This window comes from Pseudomonas sp. ML96 (assembly GCF_000761545.1).
In the GTDB taxonomy this organism is placed as follows: Bacteria; Pseudomonadota; Gammaproteobacteria; order Pseudomonadales; family Pseudomonadaceae; genus Aquipseudomonas.
In genome coordinates this window covers 1-20,732 of the sequence record NZ_JPMY01000031.1, presented here as the reverse complement: position 1 = coordinate 20,732, position 20,732 = coordinate 1, and the positions used below count along the sequence as shown (strand labels likewise).

Annotated in this window: 20 protein-coding genes and 1 pseudogene; 8 read left to right on the top strand and 13 right to left on the bottom strand. The window is 64.2% G+C overall.

Annotated elements, in window-relative coordinates; genetic code table 11:
* Positions 1-133: 133 nt before the first annotated feature.
* Genes IP89_RS15585 through gcl form a run of 3 tightly spaced genes read right to left on the bottom strand, consistent with a single transcriptional unit; the run spans position 134 to position 3,646 of the window.
* On the bottom strand, positions 134-1,024 hold the full coding sequence (locus IP89_RS15585) for a 2-hydroxy-3-oxopropionate reductase (RefSeq protein WP_043310528.1): 891 nt from the start codon (positions 1,022-1,024) through the stop codon (positions 134-136).
* 15 nt (positions 1,025-1,039) lie between these two features.
* Positions 1,040-1,822: a hydroxypyruvate isomerase gene (hyi, locus tag IP89_RS15580; RefSeq protein ID WP_043310527.1), complete on the bottom strand. Its 783-nt coding sequence runs from the start codon at positions 1,820-1,822 to the stop codon at positions 1,040-1,042.
* Between the two features lie 48 nt (positions 1,823-1,870).
* Complete coding sequence (gene gcl, locus IP89_RS15575) at positions 1,871-3,646, bottom strand: glyoxylate carboligase (protein ID WP_043310526.1); 1,776 nt, start codon at positions 3,644-3,646, stop codon at positions 1,871-1,873.
* 244 nt (positions 3,647-3,890) lie between these two features.
* On the opposite strand from gcl, the gene IP89_RS15570 reads away from it, so the two are divergent.
* On the top strand, positions 3,891-4,328 hold the full coding sequence (locus tag IP89_RS15570) for a heme-binding protein (protein ID WP_043310525.1): 438 nt from the start codon (positions 3,891-3,893) through the stop codon (positions 4,326-4,328).
* 6 nt (positions 4,329-4,334) lie between these two features.
* On the opposite strand, the gene IP89_RS15565 is transcribed toward IP89_RS15570, so the two are convergent.
* Positions 4,335-4,952 (bottom strand): TetR/AcrR family transcriptional regulator, encoded by a 618-nt coding sequence (locus tag IP89_RS15565; RefSeq protein WP_043310524.1) that lies wholly within the window; start codon positions 4,950-4,952, stop codon positions 4,335-4,337.
* A 197-nt stretch (positions 4,953-5,149) separates the two neighbouring features.
* Between IP89_RS15565 and moaA the strand changes: the two genes are divergently transcribed.
* The 5 genes from moaA to IP89_RS15540 all read left to right on the top strand — a co-directional run bounded on the left by moaA (position 5,150) and on the right by IP89_RS15540 (position 11,529).
* Positions 5,150-6,145 (top strand): GTP 3',8-cyclase MoaA, encoded by a 996-nt coding sequence (gene moaA / locus IP89_RS15560; RefSeq protein WP_043310523.1) that lies wholly within the window; start codon positions 5,150-5,152, stop codon positions 6,143-6,145.
* 165 nt (positions 6,146-6,310) lie between these two features.
* Positions 6,311-7,669: an 8-oxoguanine deaminase gene (locus IP89_RS15555; RefSeq protein WP_043310522.1), complete on the top strand. Its 1,359-nt coding sequence runs from the start codon at positions 6,311-6,313 to the stop codon at positions 7,667-7,669.
* 78 nt (positions 7,670-7,747) lie between these two features.
* The gene (locus IP89_RS15550; protein WP_043310521.1) at positions 7,748-8,572 is read left to right on the top strand and encodes an ABC transporter substrate-binding protein; all 825 of its coding nucleotides are present in this window, start codon (positions 7,748-7,750) and stop codon (positions 8,570-8,572) included.
* Positions 8,573-9,073: 501 nt separating this feature from the next.
* Positions 9,074-9,883 (top strand): outer membrane protein OmpK, encoded by an 810-nt coding sequence (locus tag IP89_RS15545; protein ID WP_043310520.1) that lies wholly within the window; start codon positions 9,074-9,076, stop codon positions 9,881-9,883.
* 131 nt (positions 9,884-10,014) lie between these two features.
* Positions 10,015-11,529: a nucleobase:cation symporter-2 family protein gene (locus tag IP89_RS15540; RefSeq protein ID WP_043310519.1), complete on the top strand. Its 1,515-nt coding sequence runs from the start codon at positions 10,015-10,017 to the stop codon at positions 11,527-11,529.
* Between the two features lie 45 nt (positions 11,530-11,574).
* Here IP89_RS15540 and IP89_RS15535 read toward each other — a convergent pair whose 3' ends face one another.
* Positions 11,575-12,507, bottom strand: coding sequence for a LysR substrate-binding domain-containing protein (locus tag IP89_RS15535; protein WP_043310518.1), 933 nt, complete (start codon positions 12,505-12,507; stop codon positions 11,575-11,577).
* Between the two features lie 108 nt (positions 12,508-12,615).
* Between IP89_RS15535 and IP89_RS15530 the strand changes: the two genes are divergently transcribed.
* The gene (locus tag IP89_RS15530) at positions 12,616-13,731 is read left to right on the top strand and encodes an extracellular solute-binding protein (RefSeq protein ID WP_052081110.1); all 1,116 of its coding nucleotides are present in this window, start codon (positions 12,616-12,618) and stop codon (positions 13,729-13,731) included.
* Positions 13,732-13,735: 4 nt separating this feature from the next.
* Positions 13,736-14,506, top strand: coding sequence for an MBL fold metallo-hydrolase (locus IP89_RS15525; protein WP_043310517.1), 771 nt, complete (start codon positions 13,736-13,738; stop codon positions 14,504-14,506).
* Positions 14,507-14,528: 22 nt separating this feature from the next.
* On the opposite strand, the gene IP89_RS15520 is transcribed toward IP89_RS15525, so the two are convergent.
* From IP89_RS15520 to IP89_RS15485, 8 genes and pseudogenes are all read right to left on the bottom strand, one after another.
* The gene (locus tag IP89_RS15520; protein WP_043310516.1) at positions 14,529-14,999 is read right to left on the bottom strand and encodes an arsenate reductase ArsC; all 471 of its coding nucleotides are present in this window, start codon (positions 14,997-14,999) and stop codon (positions 14,529-14,531) included.
* 29 nt (positions 15,000-15,028) lie between these two features.
* Positions 15,029-16,312 carry an arsenic transporter gene (locus IP89_RS15515; protein WP_043310515.1) on the bottom strand — a complete coding sequence of 428 codons (1,284 nt, stop codon included), beginning with the start codon at positions 16,310-16,312 and terminating at the stop codon, positions 15,029-15,031.
* Between the two features lie 18 nt (positions 16,313-16,330).
* Positions 16,331-16,672, bottom strand: coding sequence for a metalloregulator ArsR/SmtB family transcription factor (locus IP89_RS15510; RefSeq protein ID WP_043310514.1), 342 nt, complete (start codon positions 16,670-16,672; stop codon positions 16,331-16,333).
* A 116-nt stretch (positions 16,673-16,788) separates the two neighbouring features.
* Positions 16,789-17,484, bottom strand: coding sequence for a tRNA (adenine(22)-N(1))-methyltransferase TrmK (locus IP89_RS15505; RefSeq protein WP_043310512.1), 696 nt, complete (start codon positions 17,482-17,484; stop codon positions 16,789-16,791).
* 315 nt (positions 17,485-17,799) lie between these two features.
* On the bottom strand, positions 17,800-19,164 hold the full coding sequence (locus tag IP89_RS15500; RefSeq protein ID WP_043310511.1) for a urate hydroxylase PuuD: 1,365 nt from the start codon (positions 19,162-19,164) through the stop codon (positions 17,800-17,802).
* A 48-nt stretch (positions 19,165-19,212) separates the two neighbouring features.
* On the bottom strand, positions 19,213-19,716 hold the full coding sequence (locus IP89_RS15495; protein WP_043310510.1) for an ureidoglycolate lyase: 504 nt from the start codon (positions 19,714-19,716) through the stop codon (positions 19,213-19,215).
* 47 nt (positions 19,717-19,763) lie between these two features.
* Positions 19,764-20,279, bottom strand: a complete 516-nt coding sequence (gene uraD, locus IP89_RS15490; RefSeq protein ID WP_043310509.1) for a 2-oxo-4-hydroxy-4-carboxy-5-ureidoimidazoline decarboxylase — start codon at positions 20,277-20,279, stop codon at positions 19,764-19,766.
* Positions 20,276-20,732 (bottom strand): annotated as a pseudogene (locus tag IP89_RS15485) (allantoinase); the annotation flags it as partial. The gene uraD and the pseudogene IP89_RS15485, both read right to left, overlap by 4 nt.

Below are 20,732 nucleotides of genomic sequence, written 5' to 3'. Positions count from 1 at the left end.
ACGGCGGCTGTGCAGTGGAATCGACCAACCTGGCCCTTGGGCCGTGACTCCGCAGGCCAGGAAGGTCGATAGGGTGTTAGGGCAGGCTGACGAGACCTGCCCCGTCCCTCACCCGATGGGCGAGGGGGTGTTCTTACTCACCGCGAATGTTGAAGTTCGCCATGTGCTCCAGGCCCTTGATCAGCGCGGAGTGGTCCCAGTTGCTGCCACCGATGGCGGCGCAGGTGCTGAACACCTGTTGCGCGTTGGCGGTGTTGGGCAGGTTCAGGCCCAGCTCCTTGGCGCCGGACAGGGCCAGGTTGAGGTCCTTCTGGTGCAGGCTGATGCGGAAGCCTGGATCGAAGGTGCCCTTGATCATGCGCTCGCCGTGTACGTCGAGAATCTTCGAGCCGGCGAAGCCGCCGGACAGCGCCTCGCGCACCTTGGCCGGGTCGGCGCCGTTCTTGGCGGCGAACAGCAAGGCTTCGGCGACGGCCTGGATGTTCAGGGCGACGATGATCTGGTTGGCGACCTTGGCAGTCTGGCCATCACCGTTGCCACCGACGCGGGTGATGTTCTTGCCCATGGCCTGGAACAGCGGCAGGGCGCGTTCGAAGGCGTTCGGGCAACCACCGACCATGATCGACAGGGTCGCGGCCTTGGCGCCGACTTCGCCGCCGGACACCGGGGCGTCCAGGTAGGCTGCGCCGGTGGCCTTGACCTTCTCGGCGAATTTCTTGGTGGCGGTCGGCGAGATCGAGCTCATGTCGATCACCACCTTGTTCGGGCCCACGCCTTCGGCGATGCCGTCCTTGCGGAACAGCACGTCTTCGACCTGTGGGGTGTCCGGCACCATGACGATGATGAACTCGGCTTCCTGGGCCACTTCCTTGGGGTTGGCCAGGGCGATGCCGTTGCTGCCGACCAGCTCGGCCGGGGCCTTCTCGAAGTGCTCGGAGAAGAACAGGGTGTGGCCTGCGTTCTGCAGGTTCTGCGCCATGGGTTTGCCCATGATGCCGGTGCCGATGAATCCGATCTTGGCCATGTGAAATACCTCTTGTTAGATGGCGTTATGGGTTTTCAGCCAGCCGAGGCCGGCGGCAGTGGTGGTCTTGGGCTTGTATTCGCAGCCGACCCAGCCCTGGTAGCCGATGCGGTCCAGATGCTCGAACAGGAAGCGGTAGTTGATCTCGCCGGTGCCCGGCTCGTTGCGGCCCGGGTTGTCGGCCAGCTGCACGTGGTTGATCACGGCCAGGTTGCCTTCCACGGTGCGGGCGAGGTCACCTTCCATGATCTGCATGTGGTAGATGTCGTACTGCAGGTACAGGTTGGCGCTGCCTACGGCCTCGCGGATTTCCAGGGCCTGCTTGGTGGTGTTCAGGTAGAAACCCGGGATGTCGCGGGTGTTGATCATTTCCATGACCAGGCGGATGCCGGCGGCCTCGAGCTTGCCGGCGGCGTACTTGAGGTTGTCGACGAAGGTCTGGCGCACGGTGGCGCAGTCGTAGCCCTGCGGGCGGATACCGGCCAGGCAGTTGATCTGCTTGTTACCCAGCACCTGGGCGTAGGCGATGGCCTTGTCCACGCCGGCGCGGAATTCCTCGACGCGGCTCGGGTTGCAGGCGATGCCGCGCTCACCGGCGGCCCAATCGCCGGCCGGCAGGTTGAACAGCACCTGTGTAAGCGCATTGGCGTCCAGCTGAGCCTTGATCTGCTCGGCCGGGAAGTCGTAGGGGAAGAGATACTCGACACCGCCGAAGCCGGCTTCGGCGGCAGCGGGGAAACGCTCCAGGAAGTCCACTTCGGTGAACAGCATGGACAGGTTGGCGGCAAAACGGGGCATGTCACGGCTCCTTGAAACGGCCCCTCTGCGCGAGAGGGGCGTATGGGGTCAGTCCAGCAGCGAGATGGCGGTCGGTGCGTCGATACCGCGCGCAGCCAGTTCCTCGAACTCGTTGATCGCGTTGATCTCGGTGCCCATGGAAATGTTGGTGACGCGCTCGAGGATCACCTCGACCACCACCGGCACGCGGAACTCGGCCATCAGGCGCTTGGCTTCGGCGAAGGCGTTCTGCAGCTCGTTCGGGTCGAACACGCGGATCGCCTTGCAGCCCAGGCCCTCGACCACCGCGACGTGGTCGACGCCGTAGCCGTTGATCTCCGGCGCGTTGATGTTTTCGAAGGCCAGCTGCACGCAGTAGTCCATGTCGAAGCCGCGCTGCGCCTGGCGAATCAGGCCCAGGTAGGAGTTGTTCACCAGCACGTGGATGTACGGCAGGTGGAACTGCGCACCGACGGCCAGCTCCTCGATCATGAACTGGAAGTCGTAGTCACCCGACAGCGCCACCACCTGGCGCGCCGGATCGGCCTTGACCACGCCGAGGGCGGCCGGAACGGTCCAGCCCAGCGGGCCGGCCTGACCACAGTTGATCCAGTGACGTGGCTTGTAGACGTGCAGGAACTGCGCGCCGGCGATCTGCGACAGGCCGATGGTGCTGACGTAGCAGGTGTCCTTGCCGAACGCCTCGTTCATCTCCTCGTACACGCGCTGCGGCTTGACCGGCACGTTGTCGAAGTGGGTCTTGCGCTGCAGGGTGCGCTTGCGCTCGCGGCAGGATTCGACCCAGGCGCTGCGGTCCTTCAGCTTGCCGGCGGCTTTCCACTCGCGGGCCACTTCGATAAAGGCATCCAGTGCGGCACCAGCGTCGGAGACGATGCCCAGGTCCGGATTGAACACGCGGCCGATCTGGGTCGGTTCGATGTCCACGTGGATGAACTTGCGGCCCTCGGTGTAGACCTCGACTGAGCCGGTGTGGCGGTTGGCCCAGCGGTTGCCGATGCCGAACACCAGGTCGGATTCGAGCAGGGTGGCGTTGCCGTAGCGATGCGAGGTCTGCAGGCCGCACATGCCGGCCATCAGGCGGTGGTCATCGGGGATCGTGCCCCAGCCCATCAGGGTCGGGATCACCGGCACGCCGGTCAGTTCGGCGAATTCCACCAGCTTGTCCGAGGCATCGGCGTTGATGATGCCGCCACCGGCGACCAGCAGCGGGCGCTCGGCCGCGTTGAGCATGTTCAAGGCTTTCTCGGCCTGGGCGCGGGTGGCGCTCGGCTTGGCCAGGGGCAGCGGCTCGTAGCTGTCGATGTCGAACTCGATCTCGGCCATCTGCACGTCGAACGGCAGGTCGATCAGCACCGGGCCTGGGCGGCCGCTGCGCATCTCGTAGAAGGCCTTCTGGAAGGCGCGCGGCACTTGGCCCGGCTCCATGACGGTGGTCGCCCACTTGGTTACCGGTCCGACGATGCTGGTGATGTCGACTGCCTGGAAGTCTTCCTTGTGCATACGCGCACGCGGCGCCTGGCCGGTGATGCAAAGGATTGGAATGGAGTCGGCAGAGGCCGAGTACAGGCCGGTGACCATGTCGGTGCCGGCCGGGCCGGAGGTGCCGATGCACACGCCGATGTTGCCCGGATTGGTGCGGGTGTAGCCCTCGGCCATGTGCGAGGCGCCTTCGACGTGACGAGCCAGAACGTGGTCGATCCCGCCAACTTTCTTCAGCGCCGCATAGAAGGGGTTGATCGCCGCGCCAGGGATGCCGAACGCGGTGTCTACGCCTTCACGGCGCAGCACCAGCACTGCGGCTTCGATTGCTCTCATTCTGGCCATTTATTGTTCCTCTATACCAGTAAAAGTGTATACAAAGCGTTGTGCGGCAGATTCTATTCACGGCTCTCGACGAGGGTCAAGCGCTGCTGGTGAGGAAAGCATTTTGTTTTGAAACGGCCGTTTCAATTGAGGTGTGGCGATTTTGTGATTTATCTGCTCGTATAATTGTATACAAAATACAGATTCAATGTGTGTAATCGGTGGCGTCGCATGCTGCCTCGCCGTCCTACAAGGAGCTTTGACCATGCCTCAACTGAACCTGGAAACCGCCCTGGGCATCGCCAGCCAGGCGTTCACCACCGCGCGTGAGCTGCGCACGGCGCCGCTGACCGTGGCCGTGCTGGACGCGGGTGGGCATCTGATCTGTCTGCAGCGTGAAGATGGCGCCAGCATGCTGCGTCCGCAGATCGCCATCGGTAAGGCGTGGGGCGCGATCGCCCTGGGCAAGGGCTCGCGCCTGATCGCCGCCGACGCCCAGCAGCGCCCGGCCTTTATCGGTGCGGCCAATACCCTGGCGGGCGGCAACCTGGTGCCGGCGCCGGGTGGCGTGCTGATTCGCGATCAGCTGGGGGAGGTGATAGGTGCGGTTGGCATCAGCGGCGATGCCTCGGATGTCGACGAGCGTTGCGCGGTGGTAGCGCTGGAAGCGATGCGCCTGCAGGCCGATCCGGGCGTGGCTTGAGTCGCCTCAGCCGGCGATCGGCTGCACTTCGCAGCCCTTGAGCACCAGGCGGGTGATGGTCTCGGCGGCGGCCTCGTAGTCGGCGTCGCTGAGGCTGGTCTTGCCGGTGACGATGGAGATCTGCCAGTCGAAGTCGGCGTAGGTCTGGGTCGCGGCCCAGATGCTGAATAGCAGGTGACTGGCATCGACCTTGGCCATCAGGCCCTGGTTGATCCAGCGCTCGATGCAACCGATGATGAAGCGCGCCTGGGCGTTGAGTTGCTCGGTGCGTTCGGCGGAGAGGTGCGGTGCGCCATGCATGATCTCGCTGGCGAATACCTTGGAGGCATAGGGCAGGTCGCGGGAAATGGCGATCTTGGTGCGGATGTAGTCGCGCAGGACGCGCTCGGGATGGCCGTCCTCGTCGAACGGCTGGGAGGCCTCGAGGAGCCGCTCGATCACGCTCTCGAGCACCTCGCGGTAGAGGTTTTCCTTGGACTTGAAGTAGTAGTAGACGTTGGGTTTGGGCAGGCCGGCCTTGTCAGCGATGTCGTTGGTCTTGGCGGCGGCGAAGCCCTTGTCGGCGAATTCCTGGCTCGCGGCTTGCAGGATCAGTGCCTTGTTGCGCTCGCGAATACTACTCACATGGTCTCCTTGAATGACTCGTCCATGGCCCAGGAAGGCCGCCCGGCGAGGGTTTGGCATGGTAGCACCGGCTTTGCGGGGCTCTCAAGCAAGGTGCTGGATGAATTTCCTGTATACAAAAATAATAACTTCTGTTTCCATTCTTCGGCGCCTACGACAGCGGTAATCGCCGCTGCGTATTGCGACAGGCTCAAGCCATGCAAGACCCACAGCTGATCGACCCTTTCGGGCGCCGGATCACCTACCTGCGATTGTCGGTCACCGACCGCTGCGACTTTCGCTGCACCTATTGCATGAGCGAGGACATGGTCTTCGCTCCACGCGCCCAGATCCTCACCCTGGAAGAACTGCATGCCGTGGCCGATGCCTTTATCGGCTTGGGGGTGAAGCGCATCCGTATCACCGGCGGCGAACCGCTGGTGCGCAAGAACCTGCTCTCCCTGCTGACGCGCCTCGGCGCGCGTGACGAGCTGGAAGACCTGGCCATCACCACCAACGGTTCGCAGCTGGCGCATATGGCGCCGGCCCTGCGTGAGGCTGGGGTGAATCGCCTGAACGTCAGCCTGGATTCCCTGCAGCGCGAGCGCTTCGCCGCCTTCACCCGGCGCGACAGCCTCGACCAGGTGCTGCAGGGCATCGAGGCGGCCCGCGCCGCCGGGTTCCGCCGCATCAAGCTCAACACCGTGGTGCAGAAAGGCCGCAACGATGACGAGGTCGAAGACCTGGTGGCGTTCGCCGTGGCCCGCGGGTTGGATATCAGTTTCATCGAGGAGATGCCGCTCGGCAGCATCTCCAGCCACGAGCGCAAGGTCACTCTGTGTACCTCCGACGAGGTGCGCGAGCGCGTCGCCAGCCGCTTCCAGCTATTGCCCAGCAGCCACCGTAGCGGCGGGCCGTCGCGCTACTGGCAGGTGCTCGGCAGCGATACCCGGGTCGGCTTCATCTCGCCGCACAGCCGCAATTTCTGCGGCGAGTGCAACCGCGTACGGGTCACCGCCGAGGGCAAGCTGGTGCTGTGCCTCGGCCACGAGGGCGCGCTCGATCTCAAGGCGCTGATGCGTCGCCATCCTGGCGATGGCGAGCGGCTGCGCGCGGCATTGATCGATGCGCTGCGGCTCAAGCCCGAGCGCCATTACTTCGAGGCGGACCAGCAGGTTCAAGTAGTCCGCTTCATGAGCATGACCGGCGGCTGAACGAAATCCCTGGATTCGCCCTGGCGTCGTTGCCCTGTCTCGCCGTACTCAACGTACTGTCTTCGACAGGGCGCCTAGCCAGGACCGCTGCGCTCGAATCCAGGAATTCCGTTTCGCTCCTATCGACTAAAAACAAAAGCCATTGCTAGGCCAAGGAATTCCCAAATGCCCAAGACACTGCTGGTAAAGAACGCCGAACTGCTGGTGACCATGGATGGCTCGCGCCGCGAGATCAAACGTGGTGGCCTGTATATCGAGGGCAACCTGATCAAGCAGGTCGGCCCCTCGGATGAACTGCCGCAGAGCGCCGACGTGGTGCTCGACATGACTGGCAAGGTGGTCATTCCCGGCCTGGTCAACACCCACCACCACATGTACCAGAGCCTGACCCGCGTGGTGCCGGCGGCGCAGGATGGCGAGCTGTTCAACTGGCTGACCAACCTCTACCCGATCTGGGCGCGGCTGACCCCGGAGATGATCTCGGTGTCGACGCAGACCGCCATGGCCGAGCTGATCCTCTCCGGCTGCACCACCTCCAGCGACCACCTGTACATCTACCCGAACGGCTGCAAGCTGGACGACAGCATCCACGCCGCCGGCGAGATCGGCATGCGCTTCCACGCCGCGCGCGGCAGCATGAGCGTCGGTCGCAGCCAGGGCGGCCTGCCGCCGGATTCGGTGGTGGAGAAGGAGGCCGACATCCTCAAGGAGTCGCAGCGTCTGATCGAGGATTACCACGACGCCTCGCACGGCTCGATGCTGCGTGTGGTGGTGGCGCCGTGCTCGCCGTTCTCGGTGAGCCGCGACCTGATGCGCGAAGCGGCGGTGCTGGCGCGCAACTACGGCGTGTCGCTGCACACCCACCTGGCCGAGAACGTCAACGACATCGCCTACAGCCGCGAGAAGTTCGGCATGACCCCGGCCGAGTACGCCGAGGACCTGGGCTGGGTCGGCCATGACGTGTGGCACGCCCACTGCGTGCAACTCGACCAGCACGGCATCGAGCTGTTCGCCCGCACCGGCACCGGCGTGGCTCACTGCCCGTGCTCGAACATGCGCCTGGCCTCGGGCATCGCGCCGATCCGCAAGATGCGCGACCACGGCGTGTCGGTCGGCCTGGGTGTCGACGGCTCGGCCTCCAACGATGGCGCCAGCATGATCGGCGAAGTACGCCAGGCGCTGCTGCTGCAACGAGTCGGTTTCGGCCCGGATGCGATGACCGCTCGCGAGGCGCTGGAGATCGCCACCCTAGGCGGCGCCAAGGTGCTCAACCGCAACGATATCGGTGCCCTGGCGCCGGGCATGGTGGCGGACTTCGTGGCCTTCGACCTCGGCCACGTGGCCTATGCCGGCGCCCACCACGACCCGCTGGCGGCTCTGGTGTTCTGCACCCCGACCCACGTCGACACCAGCGTGATCAACGGCCGCGTGGTGGTCAGTGAAGGACGCATCACTACCGTCGACCTGCCGCGGGTGCTGGAGCGCCACAACCAGCTGGCGCGGCAACTGGTCACCGGCGAATAACCCTGTGCGTTTGCTCCGCGGGCTTCTGGCTCGCGGGGCATGCGCGCGCCTACCCGAAACGAAAACAAGGAGAAGGTCATGAAACCTCGGGTATTCGGCTGGCTCGTCGCCAGCCTGTTGTGCGCCGACGGCGCACTGGCACAGACCTACGTGGTCGGTGTCGAGCAACAAGCCTTTCAACCGCACTACTGGCAGGACGAGCAGGGCGAGTACCGCGGCTTCGCCCGCGAAGTGCTCGACCTGTTCGCCCGCGATGCCGGCATCGAGCTGCGCTACCAGGCCTTTCCGGTCAGCCAGCTGACGCAGCAACTGCTCGATGGCAACGTCGACTTCAAGTACCCGGACAGCCCGCGCTGGGCCATAGGCGCCAAGCAGGGTGCCGGCGTCGCCTACAGCCAGCCGGTGGTGAGCTACGTGGACGGTGTGCTGGTGGCGCCGGCCAAGCTGGGGCAGGGCGTCGAACACTTGCAGCGCCTGGCCCTGGTCGAAGGTTGGACTCCCGGCGATTACCAGGAGCGCATTGCTGCCGGCAAGACCCAACTGGTGCGCGCCGCCGACCTCAAGCAGATGCTGCGCCTGGCCATGCGCGATGAGGCGCAGGGCGCCTACTACAACGTGGTGGTGGCGACCTACTACCTGGACAACATCCGCACCCGCCCGGGCGCGCTGGTGTTCGATCCATCGCTGCCGCACAGCCGCGGCAGCTTCCACCTTTCCAGTGTGCGCCAGGCGCAACTGCTGAAACGCTTCGACCAGTTCCTGCAGGCCAAGGCCAGCGAGATCGCGGCACTCAAGGAGCGTCATGGCGTGGAAACCGGCCTGAATTCCGAGTACCTGGGCATGGAGCAATGGAAGGTCGACTTCCTCAAACGCCAGAAAGAAAAGCGCGGTGAGAACAAGTAAACAGCTGTTTGGATAAATGTATACATTCCTGTATCAAAATATTGTTTGAGCTGTTTACAGGGTGTATAACGGATAAAAGCTGAATTTGAAGTCAAGCTTTACCGATGACGTAACGCATGGGTGTCCGTGAAACACCCAATTAAGCCCACGACCGAAAACAACAACAGGCAGGCTTTTACCCATGAGTTCATCCGTCTTTCACGGAGCTAGCTCCGTTCTCTGCCAGTGGCCGGCTGCCCAGCCAGGCCTCGTCCCGACTCTATTCCCTGTCGCTGCCCGCGCCATGCTGAGCCCGTTGCCCGGCCAGCCACGCAGGCTGCTCGTGCCTGGTGCAGTGCTGCGCCGTGCACAGCGGCAGGTCGCACCAATGCGGTGCCAACAAGCCAGCCGCCTGGTCGGCTGAGCCACTCCGTTTCCCTATCACCTGTCTGCTAGCCGCTCGCCGTGGAGGTCGGATCGTGGACGGGACAACTGCAACCTCAAAACAATAAGGACATCACCATGCAACTGCGCTATCTGCCCCATTCCCTGGCGCTCGCCGCCACCTGTCTGGCCGCCGCCCCGGCATCGGCCGAAGGTCTGCTGCACTGGCAGAGCAACAGCCTGACCTACCTCTACGGCCAGAGTTACAAGGTCAACCCGAACATCCAGCAGACCCTGACCTTCGAGCATGCCGATGGCTGGAAGTACGGCGACAACTTCTTCTTCTTCGACAAGATCTTCTACAACGGCGAAGACGACTCCCAGGTCGGCAGCAACACCTACTACGGCGAGTTCCAGCCGCGCCTGTCAGTGGGCAAGATCTTCGACCAGAAGATCCAGTTCGGACCGGTCACCGACGTGCTGCTGGCCATGACCTACGAGTTCGGCGAGGGCGATACCGAGTCCTACCTGATCGGCCCGGGCTTCGACCTGGCCATCCCCGGCTTCGACTTCTTCCAGCTCAACTTCTACAACCGCACCACCGACGGCAGCCGCCCCGGCGACGACGTTTGGCAGATCACCCCGGCCTGGAGCTACACCATCCCGGTGGGCGACTCCGACGTGGTCATCGACGGTTTCATGGACTGGGTCGTGGACAACGACGAGAACAGCCGCGGTACCTACCACGCCAACCTGCACTTCAACCCGCAGATCAAGTACGACCTGGGCAAGGCCCTGGGCTGGGGTGCCAAGCAGCTCTACGTGGGTATCGAGTACGACTACTGGAAGAACAAGTACGGCATCGACGACGACAGCTTCCTGGGTGACGAGATCCTCGGCGGCACCGACCAGAACACCTTCAGCTGGATAGCCAAGGTGTACTTCTAAGGTCGTCGGCTGTAACGCCGCGTGCATTCGTTGGGATGCACGTGGCATGGAATGTGTGTACAGAAATGATCTGATTGTGCGCCAGTACGTGTTGTGAGACGCGCCAGAACAACAAACGCGAGCAACTGAACATGACTTCTTCCGCTTCCCCCCGTCCAGAAGACGAAAACCTCGGTATCGGAGCCAACCTGGCCTACGGCCTGCAACATGTGCTCACCATGTACGGCGGTATCGTCGCCGTCCCGTTGATCGTCGGCCAGGCCGCCGGTCTCTCTCCCGCCGACATCGGCATGCTGATCGCTGCATCGCTGTTCGCCGGTGGTCTCGCCACCCTGCTGCAGACCCTGGGCCTGCCGTTCTTCGGCTGCCGCCTACCGTTAGTGCAGGGCGTATCCTTCGCCGGTGTGGCGACCATGATCGCCATCATCGGCAGCAACGGTGCAGGAGGCTTTCCCGCCGTGTTCGGTGCGGTGATTGCCGCCTCGTTGATCGGTCTGCTGATCACGCCGGTGTTCTCACGCATCACCAAGTTCTTCCCGCCACTGGTGACCGGCATCGTCATCACCACCATCGGCCTGACCCTGATGCCGGTCGCGGCGCGCTGGGCCATGGGTGGCAACAGCTCGGCGCCGGACTTCGGCAGCACCGCCAACATCGGCCTGGCCGCATTCACCCTGGCCACCGTACTGCTGCTCAGCAAGCTCGGTAGTGCCAGCATCTCGCGCCTATCGATCCTGCTGGCCATGGTTATCGGCACTTTGGTCGCGGCCGGCTTCGGCATGACCGACTTCTCCCAGGTGCTCGAAGGCTCGCTGGTGGCGCTACCGCAACCGCTGCACTTCGGCCCGCCGGAGTTCCAGGTGGCCGCCATTCTGTCGATGCTGATCGTGATCATCGTGACCATGGTCGAAACCTCGGCGGACATCCTCGCCGTCGGCGAGATCATCGAGACCAAGGTCGACTCCAAGCGCCTGGGCGATGGCCTGCGTGCGGACATGATCTCCAGCGCCCTGGCGCCGCTGTTCGGCTCCTTCACCCAGAGTGCCTTCGCGCAGAACGTCGGCTTGGTTGCTGTGACCGGCGTGAAGAGCCGCTATGTGGTGGCCACTGCCGGCCTGATCCTGGTTACCCTCGGCCTGCTGCCGGTAATGGGGCGCCTGATCGCCGCGGTGCCCACCGCGGTGCTCGGCGGCGCCGGCGTGGTGCTGTTCGGCACCGTCGCGGCCAGCGGCATCCGCACCCTGGCCCAGGTCGACTACCGCAACAACATGAACCTGATCATTGTCGCCACCTCGATCGGCTTCGGCATGATCCCGATCGCCGCGCCGACCTTCTATCACCACTTCCCGGCCTGGTTCGAAACCATCTTCCACTCGGGCATCAGCTCGGCCGCGATCATGGCGATCCTGCTCAACCTGCTGTTCAACCACCTGCGCGCCGGCAACTCCGACCAGCAGTCGGTGTTCGTCGCCGCCAGCGAGCGCACCCTGCGTTATCAGGACGTCGCCGCGCTCAACGAGGGCGACTACTTCCGCGATGGCAAGCTGTTCGATTGCGATGGCAAGGAGGTGCCGATCCTGGAGGGCGGCGAGGAGGGCGAGCACGCCTTGAAGCCGCGTAAACGAAGAACCGAACACGCTCACTGACGAGCTTCGGTTTCAGGAAAAAGCGGCGCAGATGCGCCGCTTTTTTCATGCTGGCGAGTTGTTCATGGGCGCTGCGTCGCTGGGCAATTCTTCCTGGGTGGCGCTGGTCAACAACCAGTCGATAAGGTGGGCGACCTCCGGGATGTGCCGCTGCTCTTCGGGACACAGGCAGAAATAGCCGAGGCCGGCCGGCACTTCGAGGGCGAAGGGGCGCACCAGCAGTCCCTGGTCTAGGTCGCGGCGCGAGTTGAATTCATCCGAGAGCGCCACGCCGTAGCCGTCGCGCGCGGCCTGCAAGGCCATGCTGAAGCTCTCGATATGCAGGTCCGCGTCGCCGGGGTAGGGCACGCGGGCCTCCAGCAGCCAGCGCCGCCACAGGGTGCCGTCGTCTTCATGCAGCAGGCGGTGGTGCACCAGATCGTAGGGCTGGCGCAGCGCATCGGGCCCCTGCAGCAGCTGCGGGCTGCACACCGGGAACATGTGCAGGTTGCGCAGCGGCCGCCACCACAGGCCTTCCCAGGGCGGGGCGGCATATAGCAGGGCGATGTCGGCCTTCTTCCAGTCCACTTCCGAGGCGTGGCTGGCCGCGATGATGCGCAGGCGGATGTGCGGGTTGGCCACCTGGAAGTCGATCAGCCTGGGCACCAGCCAGGCCGCACCGAACATCGGCTCGGTGGAGATGGTCAGGGTGGTCGTCGGCAGGGCTTGATGCGACTGGCTGATCGCCTGTTCGAGCCCTTCGCTGATTTCTTGCAGGCCCTTGGCGACCGAGCGGTGCAGCGACAGGCCGGCCGGGGTGAGGATCAGGTGCCGGCCCTGGCGACTGAACAGCTCCACGCCCAGCGAGGACTGCAGGCTCTTGATCTGCTGGCTCACGGCGCCCGGAGTGATATGCAGCTCGGCAGCCGCTGCACCCATATGGCCGAGGCGGGCGACGGACTCGAAGACTCGCAGGTTGTTCAGCGCGGGAGTGGGCATGGCATGTGTTTAGTTTTTCTAAATGGTTTTTCATTAAAACATATAGCTTGTCTGCGCTTTAGCCTGCCACGAAGAATCGGCCATCACTCCTGAACTGGTGCATTGCCGATGAACAACCTGAGATCGATTCCCGCATTTGTGCTGAGCGCGACCGGCCTGTTGCTGGCTGCTTCCAATGCCGCTGCCGCCGAGGCGGCGCGTACGGTCAATGTCTATGGCTGGGCGGGCTATATCGCCTCCGAGACCCTGGCGCGCTTCGAACAGCAGACTGGCATCCGGGTGAAGTACGACAGCTTCGACAGCGCCGACATCCTCGAGGCGAAGCTGCTGACCGGCCATAGCGGCTACGACGTGGTGGTGCCGGGTGTGGCCATGCTCGACCGGCTGATCCGCGCCAAGGCGCTGCAGCCAACGGCTATGCAGCAGTACAAGGCGGCAGGGCAGTACGATGCGCAATTGCTCGGCCAGCTCGCCCAGGTCGACCCCGGCAACCTCTACGCCGTGCCCTACGCCTGGGGCACCACCGGCCTGGCCTACAACCAGGATGCGGTCGAGAAACGCATTCCCGGCGCACCGCTCAACAGCTTCGACCTGCTGTTCAAGCCGGAGTACGCCAGCAAGCTCAAGGACTGCGGCATTGCCATCATCGACTCTCCCCAGGAGGTCATGAGCATCGCCCTGCATTACCTCGGCAAGAACCCCTACAGCCAGAGCTCCGCCGACTATGGCGCGGCCAAGCAGCTGCTCGAGCAGCTGCGGCCGAACCTGCGCTACATCGCCTTCGGCAAGCAGAGCAACGACCTGGCCAACGGCGACCTGTGTCTGGCGCTGACCTACAACGGCGATGCTGTGGTCGCCAAAGGGCAGGCGACGGCGGCCGGCAAGCCGTTCACCGTCGGTTACCAGATTCCCAGGGAAGGCACCCTGGCCTGGATCGACACCCTGGCGATCCCGGCAGATGCGCCCCATGCCGCGGAGGCGAAGGCGTTCATCGAGTTCGTGACCGATGCCGAGTCGATGGCCGAGATGACCAATGCGCTGTACTACGCCAACGCCAACCGCGCCTCCATCGACAGGCTCCCCACGGAGCTGCGCGAGGATGAAACGCTGTTCCCCTCGGCCGAGCGGCGCCAAACCCTGTTCGGCGAAGAGCCGCTGCCGGCGCGCACCCTGCGCGAACGTACTCGGGTATGGGCAGGCTTCAGAACCCAGGTCGGGGAGTAGCGGTATGGCGCTCAAGGTAGCGGACGCCTGGTTCGCCAGGCGCACATTGGCTGATGGCATCACGCTGCTGTGGGAGCCGCACGTGCACCCCATGCTGCGCTGCAATATCTGGCATGTGCCCGGCCGTGATCGCGACCTGCTGATCGACACCGGTCTGGGTGTCGGCAGCCTGCGCCAGGCGGCACGCGACCTGTTCCACAAGCCGGTGAGCGCGGTGGCGACCCACAGTCACCTCGACCATATGGGCGGCCTGCACGAGTTCGAATGCAGGCTGTGCCACGCCGCCGAAGCGCCGTATTTCATCCAGCCCGACAGCGATAACCGCCTGGTCATCGATGGCGACCACTGGCTTGCGCTGTACATGCCCGACCTGGGCGGCGACAGGCTGGTGATCGATGCCTTGCCGACGCCTGGCTTCGACCCCGAGCTATGGCAATTGCCGCCGGCGGTGCCGACCGGCTACCTGGCGGATCGGGACATCCTCGACCTGGGCGACCGCCACTTCGAGGTGCTGCATCTGCCTGGTCACTCACCCGGCAGCATCGCCTTGTTCGAACACCGCACGGGCACCCTGTTCTCAGGCGATGTGGTGTACGACGCTGAACTGCTCGACGCTATTCCCCACGCCAATATCGGTGACTACGCCACCTCGCTGCAGCGGTTACGGGAGCTGCCGATCGAATTGGTACATGCAGGGCATGAAGGCAGCTTTGGCCGCGAGCGATTGCTGGCCATCATCGATACGTACCTGCGCCACTGGGACAGTATTGCGTAGGAGCGGCGTGAGGCCGGGATAGTTACAGGGTGCCTATGTTGTTCAGTGCCTGCTGGAGTTCCGCGCGATCCAGGCGCTCGAAGGGCAGGGCGAGGAATGCTCGGCAGCGTTGTTCAATCCGAGCCAGCGTGCTGCGGAAGGCCGCGTCCACCTTATTCTCATCGCCACGCACCTCGGACGGATCTTCCAGGCCCCAGTGAGCCTTCAGCGCCGGGCCGAAGTACACCGGGCATGCCTCGCCCGCAGCCTTGTCGCAGACGGTGATGACGATGTCCGGAGGATTGTCCGCGAACGCATCGTTGCCCTTGCTGCTCAGCCCCTCGATGGAGATGCCGGCCTGCTGCAAGGTCGTGAGGCTGCGCGGCAGCACCTGGCCCTTGGGGAAGCTGCCGGCGCTGACCGCTACGAAGCCCTCGGGTGCCAGGTGGTTGAACATGGCTTCGGAGAGGATGCTGCGGCAGCTGTTGGCCGTACACATGAAGAGAACTCTCATAGCTGTGCTCCCGTGCCCGTGGGCAACGATCAGAAGGTCAGGCGCAGGGCCAAGGCGGAAAGGGTGATCAGCAGAACCGGAAGGGTCAGCAGGATGCCGACCTTGAAGTAGTAGCCCCAGGTGATGCAGATGCCCTTGCGCTCTAGCACATGCAACCAGAGCAGGGTGGCCAGGCTGCCGATGGGGGTGATCTTAGGTCCCAGGTCGCAGCCGATGATGTTGGCGTAGATCATCGCCTCGCGGACGAGGCCGCTGGAGTCGCTGGCCTGGATGGACAGGGCGCCGATCAGCACGCTTGGCATGTTGTTCATCACCGACGACAGCGCCGCCGACAGCAACCCGGTGCCCAGGGCCGCGGCCCACAGGCCTTGTTCGGCGAGACGGTTGAGCAACTGGGTGAGGGCGTCCGTGAGGCCGGCATTCTTCAGGCCATAAACCACCAGATACATGCCCAGCGAGAAGATCACGATCTGCCAGGGCGCCTCGCGCAGCACCCGGCGCGTGGAGATCACGTGGCCCTTGGCCGCTACCGCGAAGAGGATGGCCGCGCACACCGCCGCCACTGCGCTGATCGGGATGCCCAGTGGCTCCAGGGCAAACAGGCCGACCAGCAGTACCAGCAGCATCCACCAGCCGACGATGAAGGTCGGGCGATCACGGACTGCCGCGCTCGGCGCTTTCAGTTCTGCTGGGTCGTAGCGGCTCGGGATGTCGCGGCGGAAGAACAGGTAGAGCACCAGCAGGGTAGCCGCGACGCTGGCCAGGTTGACCGGCACCATCACCGCGGCATATTCGGCAAAGCCCAGCTCGAAGTAATCCGCCGAGACGATGTTCACCAGGTTCGACACTACCAGCGGCAAGCTGGCGGTGTCGGCAATAAAGCCGGCGGCCATGACGAAGGCCAGCGTCGTCGCAGCGGAGAAGCGCAGGGCCAGCAGCATCGAGATGACGATGGGCGTGAGGATCAGCGCCGCGCCGTCATTGGCAAACAGCGCGGAGACGGCGGCGCCCAGCAGCACGCAGAAGGCGAACAGGCGTGGCCCGCTGCCATTCGCCCAGCGCGCCACATGCAGGGCGGCCCACTCGAAGAAACCGGCCTCATCGAGCAACAGGCTGATGATGATGACCGCGATGAAGGTCGCAGTGGCATTCCACACGATGGCCCACACGGTGGGAATGTCGTGCAGTGATACCGCGCCGACGGCGAGGGCGATGACGGCCCCCAGCGCAGCACTCCAGCCCACGCCAAGACCTCGCGGTTGCCAGATGACCAATACCAGGGTGAACAGAAAAACCGCAGCGGCAATCAGCATGGTGGACTCTTGGCGGGATCAGCAGCAGGTACGGACGGGGCGGCCATCCATGTTGCAAAGGCGGGAGGTGTTGTCCGCAAGCCAATCGACGTTGGCGTGCAGCGTTATCTGGAGAATCTCGGTGACCCAGCCCGGCAGCTCCGGATTGAGTCGGTAATAGACCCACTGGCCCTGGCGGCGATCGAGCAGCAGGCCGCTGCTGCGCATCAGCGCCAGGTGGCGGGAGATCTTGGGCTGGCTATCGTCCAGCGCGCACATGAGCTCGCAGACGCACAACTCGCCATGCTCGGCGATCAGCAGCGTGGCTCGGGCGCGGGTCTCGTCGGAGAGGCACTTGAACAGATCGGTGGGAGTCAGCACGGCGGTCAATCATTACATATGGTTTTTCGAATATATGGATATTCGTATGTAATGCAAGCCGCAATTGTGAGGATGCTCTTTCGGGCTGGTAAAGGATTCCGACGAGACGCGCTAGCTCAGGCCAGCAGTTCGCTGATCCAGCGAATCTGCTGGTCAATCTCCTGCAGCTTCTCTGCGGGCACGGCCTGGCGCGCCTGGGCGAGATCGTTGAGAGTCCGCTGCTTCAGGTGTAGCAGGCGTTGCCACTTGGCCAGGAACGCCGGACTGCGGGCCTGCATTTGCAGTGGGCCGAAGTACAGCTCCTCGGCCGTGTAGCGCACCGGCCCGCAGCGCTCGGCAACGATGATTTCGTATTCGAAGCGGTTCTCCCACAGCACTTCTTCGCTGAGGATGCGGTAGCCGTTTTCCATCAGCCATTGGCGCAGCGGCTGCTCGCCGCCGTTGGGCTGCAGGATCAGGCGTTCCTGGCCGCTGAGGCGCGCCTTGCCGCTTTCGAGGATGTCGCGGATCGTCTCGCCGCCCATGCCGCAGAGGCTGATGGCGGTGATCGCATCGCCCGGCTCGATTGCCGCAAGGCCGTTGGCCAGGCGCACACTGATCTGCTCATTCAGGCCGCTCTCGCGCACGCTGCGTTCGGCAGCGCGATAGGGTGTCTGCGCGACCTCTCCGGCGACTGCCGCTGCGATGACGCCACGGCTCACCAAGGCCACCGGCAGGTAGCCGTGATCCGAGCCGATATCGGCCAGTCGCGCGCCGGCCGGTACATGCGCGGCCACGCGTTCCAGGCGCATGGACAATGTCTGTTCGCTCAACGGCAACTCCTCTCGCCAAGGGTGTTCAGCACCCAGGGCCGAATCGGGGCGAGATTCTGGCGAGCGCTGCCGCGCATGGCAAATCCTAGGCAGCCACTGCTCGACGAGTGGTGCGCAGAGTCGCTTGCGTAGGGCGAGGGATAAAAAGAACCCGCCAAAGGGCGGGTCGGGAAATCCCCGGGCGTGTGCAGTCGGCCGTCTGGGGTTAGCCAGATAAATCGAGTGCCCGGGGCGGGGGGATAAAAAGGCCTGTCTTGCGACAGGCACGAAGCGAAGGGCCGCCAGGGAGGCTGTAGGGCGGCCCGTCGTGGTAGATCAGTCGATGCGCGCGCCCTGGGCGATCCAGGCGCCGATCAGGTCGCGCTCGGCCTGGGTCATCTGGGTCATGTTGCCCAGCGGCATGATCTGCGAGGCGACGCTCTGTGCCTGGATACGCGCGGCGTTGGCCTGCATCTCCTGGGCGGTGTCGAGCATCACGCCGGCCGGTGCGGCACTGAACATCGGGCTGGTGGGCTTGGCCGAGTGGCACACGGTGCAGCGCTCATGGATCACGCTGACCACCTTGTCCACCTTCGGCGCACCAGCGGCGGCTGCGGCAGGAGCTGCCGGTGCTGTGGCTGCAGCGGCTTGGGCTGGCGCCTGGGCTGCGGCGGCGGGCTTGCTTTCGGAGACTTCCTCGACCTTGTTGACCTGCACCGGCTCAGTGGCTTCGGCCTTGGGCGCGGCGGCCACGCTCTCCTCGTGGGGAGTCGGGGTGACGTTGGCGATCGGCGCGCTGGCGGCCTTGTAGTTCGGCGAGGTGATGAAGGCCAGGCAGATCATGCCGAGTGCGCCGGCCGGCAGGGTCCAGGCGAACTTGTTGCTGTCGTGGCGGGTGTTGAAGTAGTGACGGATCAACACGGCGACGATGGCGATGCCGGCCAGGATCAGCCAGTTGTATTGGCTGCCGTAGGTGCTCGGGAAGTGGTTGCTGATCATGATGAACAGCACCGGCAGGGTGAAGTAGTTGTTGTGGCGCGAGCGCAGCAGGCCCTTGGCCGGCAGGCGCGGGTCGGGCGTGGTGTTGTTCTCGATGGCCTTAACCAGCGCACGCTGGGCCGGCATGATGATGCGGAACACGTTGCCGACCATGATGGTGCCGATCAGCGCGCCAACGTGGATGTAGGCACCACGGCCACTGAACACCTGGGAGAAGCCCCAGGCCGCGCCGATGACCAGCACGAACAGGACCAGGCCGAGCAGGGCGGGGGTCTTGCCCAGCGGCGAGTCGCACAGCAGGTCGTAGATGAACCAGCCGGCGATCAGGGCGCCGACGCCGATGGCGATGGCCATGGCCGGGGCCAGCTCGACGCCGGGCTTGATCAGGTACAGGCTGGGGTTGAGGTAGTAGACCACCATCAACAGCGCCACGCCGGACATCCAGGTGAAGTAGGCCTCCCATTTGAACCAGTGCAGGTTCTCCGGCATTTTCGGCGGGGCCAGCTTGTATTTTTCCAGGTGGTAGATGCCGCCGCCGTGGATGGCCCAGAGGTCACCCGCCAGCCCTTCGCGGGGGTTGCTGCGGTTGAGGTTGTTTTCCAGCCAGACGAAATAGAAGGATGCGCCGATCCAGGCGATGCCGGTGATCATGTGAACCCAGCGGATGCCCAGGTTCAGCCATTCGGTCAGATGTGCTTCCACAATCGTTACCTCTTTCCCGCGGGCTACACGCAGCCCGTCAGGCTTCTCTTATTGGTGGGGGTCGAGGAGCAGTTGCTCGTCCTCGGTGAAGTAATGCTCGTCGCAGTTGTTGCCGGAACCACTGCGATCAACCACCAGGAAGTCATCCCGCTTTTCGATCGTCAGCACCGGGTGGTGCCAAACGCCGCGATGGTAATTGACGCCCTGCCTGCCATTGGTGAGGAAGGCACGGACCAGACCCGGTACAGGTACATCGCCAAGTGGCGCGACCACGACCAGAAATTGATTGCCGAGCAGCGGGATGAAGGCCTGGCTGCCCTGCGGATGGCGTTCCAGCATGCGGATGCGTAGCGGCATCTCGAGCGACTCGGCGCTGAAGATGCTGATGATCGCCCGATCTTCGGGCTGCGCGGTCTCGACCGTGGCCAGCTTGTGGTAGCGGCGGGTAGAGCCGTTGTTGATCATGAAGTAGTCGCTGCCGTCGGTTTCGATGACATCACCGAAAGGGGCGAAAGCTTCCTTGGTCAACGCTTCGATCTTCAGAGTGCGCATGCTGGTTCTACTTATTCATCAGGTTAATGTGGCGGAGCCGTCTGCAGTCAGAGTGGCTGCAGGCGGAACAGCGCGATCTTGTTGATCTCGGCCAGGGCCGTGGCGAATTCCTGCTCCGGGGAGTTGTGAATACGCTCCTCGAAGGCCGCCAGGATCTGGTGCCGGTTGCTGCCTTTCACCGCCTTGATGAAGGGAAAACCGAACTTGGCCTTGTAGGCATCGTTGAGTTCGGTGAAACGGGCGAATTCCTCGGCTGTGCACTCGTGGATGCCCGCACCGGCCTGCTCCGACGTGGAGGAGGCGGTGAGCTCGCCGCGGATGGCTGCCTTGCCGGCCAGATCCGGGTGAGCGTTGATCAGCGCCAGCTGCTGGTCGCGGCTGGCACTGAGCAGGATGTCGGCCATGCGCTGGTGCAGGCCGTCGATATCGTCGACCGTGGCATCGAGGCCGAGGTCGTAGGCTTTTTCGGCGACCCAGGGCGAGTGCTCGTAGATGTCGGCGAAGGTGGCCACGAAGGCCTCGCGATTCAGGCTCGACGGGGTCAGGGTCTGGAAGCGGCTCATTTCACGCTCTCTTGCTTGAACGGGTGGGTGGCATGCCAGTGGCGTGCGATGTCGACGCGGCGGGCGAACCACACCTTGTCGTGGCTCTTCACGTAGTCGATGAAGCGGGCCAGGGCGGCGATACGCGCCGGGCGGCCGAGCAGGCGGCAGTGCATGCCGATCGACAGCATCTTCGGGGCACCGGCTTCACCTTCGGCGTAGAGGGTGTCGAAGGCGTCCTGCAGGTAGTTGTAGAAGTCGTCGCCGCAGTTGAAGCCCTGCACCTGGGTGAAGCGCATGTCGTTGGTGTCCAGGGTGTAGGGGATCACCAGGTGCGGCTTGTCGGCGCTGCTGGCCGGGTCCCAGTAGGGCAGGTCGTCATCGTAGGTGTCGCTGTCGTAGAGGAAGCCGCCTTCCTCGCGCACGATGCGGCGGGTGTTCGGGCCGGTACGGCCGGTGTACCAGCCCAGCGGG